Origin of the sequence: Crateriforma spongiae (assembly GCF_012290005.1) — a bacterium.
GTDB classification, from domain to species: Bacteria; Planctomycetota; Planctomycetia; order Pirellulales; family Pirellulaceae; genus Crateriforma; species Crateriforma spongiae.
The window spans coordinates 707345-713604 of record NZ_JAAXMS010000005.1 but is presented as its reverse complement, the minus strand read 5'-3'; the positions used below and the strand labels follow the sequence as shown (position 1 = coordinate 713604).

Genomic DNA, 6260 nt, shown 5'->3' with positions numbered 1-6260 from the left:
GTCGATTTTGAGATGGCCTACATCTCCGGCTTCAGTAACCAAGTCTTTCGCGAAGTCGGCTTAGTCGCAGTCACAGTTGCCCCCGATGTCAGCGCAGCCCTTTTTGTCGGCAATGATGAGGTCTTCTTCCTCGACGGGCCCCTCTCTCGCGGACCCGAGAACACATCAGTGGATACCAATGCCTTCCACGACTACTCACTTGTCGTTGACGGGAAAACTTTGGGGAGCCCCATCCGTTTGTTTCAGGATGGAAACTTGATTCTTACCGGCACGACTTACTCCAGCGGGGCCACGACAGAAACGATATTGTTCGGTGACGGAACAACCAATGCACAGGGTGAAACGCAGTGGAGGTCATTCACCCACAACGCCTCAGCGGTCCCGGAACCGGCTTCCAGCCTGATGTTTCTTTTTGGTGTTGGCGCGGTCTCTCTTCAAAATGCCGTTCAGCGACGCAGACGTTTGGCAGGGGCTTCATCATCGCTTCTCAGTAGTCCACGCGAGCGCCGGAAAACAAATCGGTGAAACGGACTTGGCTCCACATTACAACAAAGGGGTCAGGCGCGAATGCCGCGTCGTTAAAGGGCATTGCACAACAGGTAGTTGATTTTGAGTTTCGCTAGCACGACCGGTAGTGCTAGCGGACGTGATCTGCATTTACTGTGTCGAGGGATTCGCTGCCAGCGGCACAAAACACGACGGAGCCCTGTTGTAATGTGATGAACGTCTAAACCCATCACACAAAACAAAAGGCCCCGCCGTGTGACAATAAGGCTATCAATTCATTGTCCCGTTTGGCAAGCAAGTTGGAGTCCTATCCCGAGCAGTCTCTCGTCTTTGAGCGGTTCCTGCCTGCGGTCAAAGTGGGTGAAGTGTGCGCGGAATTCGGGCACTGTTTTCGCGATCGGATTTACACACCCGTCATCACGTTGTGGATGTTTCTCGGGCAGACGCGTTCACCGGACCATTCTTGTCGTGACGCGGTCCATCGGCTGGATCGCTCAAAGGGGTCAATCGCTCAATCACAACAAAGGGGTCAGGCGGCTTTTTTTGAGTTGTGGAGCCGTGTTGAGAGGGCGGGAGTCGCCGGTGGCGACCCGCTGGTGCGCATCCGGCCTTCTTGATTGACGCTGACAAACCAAAGCAGCACTTCAAAACTTGGTGAGCCTGCCGCCACTTTTCGAGCTCTTGGTTACATCACCGCAAGAGTGCGTGGGGTTCAGTGTATCCGTTCGATACCCTGTGTCTTCTTATCGTTTCTCAAGGTAGCCCTTCGTCGACCAAGATGCTCCAACGGAGAAAGTGGCCAGGGAAAAATCGAAAAATAGGAGGCTTTGGCGCTCACTCGGCCTTCACGTGGGATCTCTGTTGAAAGACCCCCACGAGCCGAATCGGATGAGTCGAACGATGAAAGCGAACGAGCACCCCTCGGAACTCCGAAAAACGTTGGTTCCGATCGCATCCTGGATGCTTGTCTTGGCGTTGACCTGTTCGCTTTTGCCGATGAAGCGATCTGAGAATTCCGTGCGTCCCGACAATGCGCAATCTACGGTCGATCGGCTGGTCCAATTTGATTGTTTGCAATTCGTAACCGACTTTCGGGCGATCAATTCGTAGACACGAGCTTAACGACGCGAGTTGTCTTCGATCGCGGTCGCCACCAGATCGTCCCAAACGAACGGTTCATCGTTCTGCTTCGCAAAGCAGACGGCACGCGCCAGTTTGTCGACACCGGCCCCCATCAAATACGCCTTTTGAACCTGGTTAATGTCGACTGCCACGCCACAGTGGACAATCATCACGTAGGCGTCACAAATCGTTTTGACCGGCATCCCGCGAAGTCGCATTGCCAAAATCGTGAGCGGCGATGCCTTTCCGCCCGACAAGAAGACTTGCAACCACGGTCGAATCAACAATAGAAACACGGTGGCGACAACCAAAACAAAGACGGCAAGAAACGCGGCAAAAATGACGGCGATCAATTCGTTGTTCATGCTCGGGTTCTCGGATGCCCCTTGGACAAGCGGCGTTAATCATGCAATTCAACTGTCCAGCCATGCAGGAACCGGCCATCCAAACACGGCGAAATCTTCATTCTTGCCTGCCAGTACCGGCAAGGAACGGATGTGAATCGCAACGGAAAGAATGCGATAACGTTGGATTGGTCACGCTTTCCGGAGCTTGGTTCATTCGGATTCTTCGCCCGGGACCAAATCCTCGTTTGATGAGCAATATTGTTTCCAGTGTTTTTCCACAAGGTCGACATCGACAGGCCCAGAAGTCACAAGACAGCGATACCGCGATACATATTCTTCACCGGGCTCGATTTCAAAATCGCCGACCACAGAAGGAGCGAAACAAAAGTACGGCTTATTCGGATGCAGCCGAACGGGTTGAGGTGCGCGGAAGTTGTCGGGATGACAGAACACCGTTAACGACACGTCCTGCCCTGCAATTTTGCCAGACATCGCGACCCAATGGGGCCGAGTATGATTGCCGTCCCAACGGTTCTTTCCTTCACTGGTCAAAAACTGTAGGTCACCGGGCTGAATCGATCGATCGGCGCTCTCTTTCAGCCAAGTCGCATTTCCGCGAACCGCCATGCCACCATAGTGATACTCTTCGATCCTCAGGGGCTTGTCTGAGGCGCATCGCTGACGACTTTCAACGTCGAACAAAAAATGATCACTCGGGGTCAGATAGACGGAAACAGTCCAAGTCTCGTGAATCGCATCCACTCGCTCATTCCCCTGGCCAACAGTGAAGGCGTGCTTGACGCAAAATGAAACGCGCTGGGGAGATCGTTTGATCTCGGACACGCCGCGGAACTCGATGCCCGCCAATTGCTTCGCCTGGTTCCAAAAATCCACGTTGGTCCCATCAAACTTTGCTTTTGTCCAAGCGAAAAACAGGGCGTGCTGGTGAGCATGATCCAACGGGTAGTCTCCTGTCACTTGCTCGCCCGTGGGGGCAAACACCGGATGGATGTAGCCACTACGCTGGTAGTACTGATCCAGCCCTGACGGGACCGGCCGCGCCGTCTTCACGTATTCAAGCACAGGTTTCTGGCGGAGCGTGATGCGAATGGTGTCTTCCGTCTCCGTCAACACGAGGTCTTCGCCCTGAACAGCCAGCGGAACCGACGCAATGCAAAGCATCAGCGCCAGCGTTCCCGATAGGATTGGCTCACGGCGTGTCCTCCCAAGAGTACTCGTTGTGCTTTTTAAGGCTGCGCGCATTTTCGGTGTGACTGCGAAAGGTTGATCGGCGGTAATTCCCGAGCAACGCTGACCATCTTTCTGGATGCTGGTCGGGTCGGAACACTCGGGGCACGAGAACAACATCAGATACTGGCCCCGTGCTTCAAGCAGTGTAAACGAGTGACTGAAACGCAGGGGACGAGAGAACAAGACAGCGCAGAAACCGCGAACTTCGATCCGTCGCCTCCGCGTTGTGCCCCCGAAGCAGCGTTTTTGTGACGCAGTCGCTGGGTTTCAAGTCAAACCAACCGTTTCGGGACACTCCAACGAAACCATCGACGATAATGAGAGACACGATCATCGGATGATCTGTCGCGTCGATGGCATCTTCGAAAGAAGATCATGAGTCCAAAATCAGCGACAATGATCCCAGCGGTCGCTTGATAAGATTTGGGTGACGAAGCAAGGCGTCCCCCACCTCAGTCACCTCAAAATGCTTGTTGCGGTCGAGTAGCCGACGATTGCTTTGTCGATGGAAAAAAGAGAATGAAGACGAAAGCCACAACACGACGCAAATTCCTGCAGACTTCTGGTGTGTTGGCGACTGGGGCCATGGCAGCACGTTGCGGGTTTGCAACTAACGCGGGCCAGTTGGATCGTTTCGGCGGTTGGACCGGCAAGAAGTTTGAAGCCACCGGCTACTTTCGCGTGGAGAAAGAGGATCGCTGGTGGTTTGTTACGCCAGAAGGCAACGCATTCTTGAGCTTTGGCATCAACCATCTTCATTCCGACCTGTGGCAGCAAGACTTTAGTCGTGAAGCATGGCAGCAGAAACTGGGCGTCGATGACCTGAATGACTATTCGAAGTTCGCTCCTGCGCTTCGAAAATGGTTCTTGGACACGTGCCAACAATGGGGTTTTAACACAGCCGGTGTGCACACCTCACTGAACATCATCAATAAGCCGGCACCGAAGATCGCGTACATGAAGCCGATCCGCTTTGTCGACATTCCTCACTGGAGAACTGACATCCCTGACGACAACTTCCTGGACGTGTTTTCAAAGTCCTTTGCTCTCCGATGTGATCGACTGGCCAAAGACGCGGCGGCACCGGACGATCCGTATCTGCTTGGCTATTCCATGACGGATTGTCCGCTGTTGACCGAGGAGGATTGTCGTGAGCGCCCCGATGTCATCGGTGGTGCACGACGAGGAGCACGTGTCGGTTGGCCCCGACGATTAAGAAACTTGGGCCGTAACTCGGCCGGCAAATGCGCCTATATCAAAACCATGCAAGAGATCTATCGTGGCGAAATCGGGTCATTCAACCAGACTTATGGGACGACCTTCGATTCGTTTGATGCATTGGAAAACGCCACCGATTGGCGGCCCACAACTGACCTGTCGAACGCGAACGAAACGCGAGACAACTTGGTATTTCTCAAGACCGTAGTTGCGAAGTACTACGAAACGGCACGCAATGCCATACGCACCTACGATCCGAATCATTTGTTTTGTGGAGACAAGTTGAATGCCAACACCGATTCGATGGATGTCGTGTTTCCCGTCACGAGCCAGTACACCGATTTTGTGATGTACCAGATGTACGGTCGCTACGAAGTGCAGCGGCCGGGTCTGGATCGTTGGACCAAGGTCGCTGACATGCCGTTCGTCAACGGCGACTCGGCGTTCACCATGATCACTCCAACGATGCCACGGCCTTATGGCCCGGTCGCCGACAGCTTGCAGCAACGTGCCGAGTGGACCGCGGAGTTCTTTTTGAACGCATTCGCACGGCCGAACTTTATCGGCTGGCACTACTGTGGGCTCATCGATGCTACGCAAAACATACCTCGCAAACAGGCTCGCCAGCATTCGGGCGTATTGAACGAGTTTGGCGAGCCTTACCCGGACCTTTTGCGGACGGTCAAACGCTGTAGCGAATCGATTTACCACATCGCCAGCGGCTAGCCAGTTGGCGAGTCCCCTTGAGTTGTCGCCTTCTGCTCCGCCCAAAATGCGCGTGAAGACGATTCGCTTGCGCAGTAGAAGTGCGACGATATACCGGGCGTTTTCCGAACCGAAGCGCGGGACGAATCGTGGTGGCCAAATCGGTCCGGATTGAGTAGCTTGACCAGTGTTCCGTTGGAACGCCAAAATCTCGGCGTTCACGCACAGGCGCCCATAGCTCAGCTGGATAGAGCATCGGACTTCTAATCCGACGGTCGCAGGTTCGAATCCTGCTGGGCGTGCTGGTTGGGGCAGAGTTTTGCGGTGAAATGAATTGACAGCGTGTGCACTCAGCCGTCGCTACCTTGATTTGATTCTGGTGGCTCCGCATCGTCAAAGGCGCTTTGCCAAATTCGGCGAATCAAATTCAGTCGGCGCTCGACGCTTCGCCGCGAGCATTCCATGCGCGCCGCGATTTCGTCGACGCTGTAGCCTTCGATGCGTAGGATTGCCACCATCTGCAGCTTCTGATCGTCCAGCATGTCGAAAAGTGTTTCGCAATCGCTGACGAAATGCGCCTTGCTGACGTGACAAGGCGTCTGATCGGCCACTTGTTCGATCCCGGGCGAAACGGACGAATCGTCGTCGGATTTGAAGATGGATTCACCGGCGACTTTGCCGCCCCCACGTTTCTGACGGTTCTGGTGGCGAATGTAACCCTGTGCCTTCCGTCCGGCGATACAGAACAACAACTTCCACAGTTCGTCACGCCCCTTGATGTCGCCGAAGGCACCGCCGGCTGCGCCCAAGCAGAAGCTTTTGAATGCCGACAACGCCACGTCTTCTTCGTCCAAGACACGCCGCATGTGCTCGGGAAGGCGACCGCGGCAGAAGTTCAGTAAACGCGGAAAACAATGACTCCACAGTTCTGCGGCGGCGTCCGGATCGCCGTCTTCGACGCTACGGATAATGGCGGTGATGTCGTGCGTGTCGGACAAGGCGCGGCGAAGGGACGTGAAGGAAATTTTGTCGACGACGGCTGGGCAAGATTGCTTGACAGAATCATCGATGCTTCGGAAGACGCCCCATGATCGTACCGCCAAGACCCTG

Annotated in this window: 5 protein-coding genes and 1 tRNA gene; 3 read left to right on the top strand and 3 right to left on the bottom strand. The window is 54.6% G+C overall.

Going from position 1 to position 6260, the window contains the following annotated elements; all coding sequences use genetic code 11:
* On the top strand, nucleotides 1-525 hold a 525-nt coding region (locus HFP54_RS16495; RefSeq protein WP_206036247.1), incomplete at its 5' end, for a PEP-CTERM sorting domain-containing protein.
* Between the two features lie 1100 nt (nucleotides 526-1625).
* Here the strand turns inward: HFP54_RS16495 and HFP54_RS16490 are convergent.
* Together HFP54_RS16490 and HFP54_RS16485 are read right to left on the bottom strand one after the other, a co-directional pair.
* Entirely contained in the window at nucleotides 1626-1994 is a 369-nt protein-coding gene (locus HFP54_RS16490; protein ID WP_168565950.1) for a flotillin-like FloA family protein, read from the bottom strand.
* Nucleotides 1995-2186: 192 nt separating this feature from the next.
* Nucleotides 2187-3158, bottom strand: coding sequence for a DUF6807 domain-containing protein (locus HFP54_RS16485; RefSeq protein ID WP_168565949.1), 972 nt, complete (start codon nucleotides 3156-3158; stop codon nucleotides 2187-2189).
* 588 nt (nucleotides 3159-3746) lie between these two features.
* On the opposite strand from HFP54_RS16485, the gene HFP54_RS16480 reads away from it, so the two are divergent.
* Together HFP54_RS16480 and HFP54_RS16475 are read left to right on the top strand one after the other, a co-directional pair.
* On the top strand, nucleotides 3747-5171 hold the full coding sequence (locus tag HFP54_RS16480) for a hypothetical protein (protein WP_168565948.1): 1425 nt from the start codon (nucleotides 3747-3749) through the stop codon (nucleotides 5169-5171).
* Between the two features lie 207 nt (nucleotides 5172-5378).
* A tRNA-Arg gene (locus tag HFP54_RS16475) sits at nucleotides 5379-5452 on the top strand.
* Between the two features lie 48 nt (nucleotides 5453-5500).
* Here HFP54_RS16475 and HFP54_RS16470 read toward each other — a convergent pair.
* On the bottom strand, nucleotides 5501-6148 hold the full coding sequence (locus HFP54_RS16470) for an ECF-type sigma factor (protein WP_206036246.1): 648 nt from the start codon (nucleotides 6146-6148) through the stop codon (nucleotides 5501-5503).
* Nucleotides 6149-6260: the final 112 nt, after the last annotated feature.

What these genes read in the sequence shown, in the direction of transcription:
- HFP54_RS16490 (WP_168565950.1), bottom strand. Translation starts at nt 1,994, where the DNA reads ATGAACAACGAATTGATCGCCGTCATTTTTGCCGCGTTTCTTGCCGTC.
- HFP54_RS16480 (WP_168565948.1), top strand. Translation starts at nt 3,747, where the DNA reads ATGAAGACGAAAGCCACAACACGACGCAAATTCCTGCAGACTTCTGGT.
- HFP54_RS16485 (WP_168565949.1), bottom strand. Translation starts at nt 3,158, where the DNA reads ATGCTTTGCATTGCGTCGGTTCCGCTGGCTGTTCAGGGCGAAGACCTC.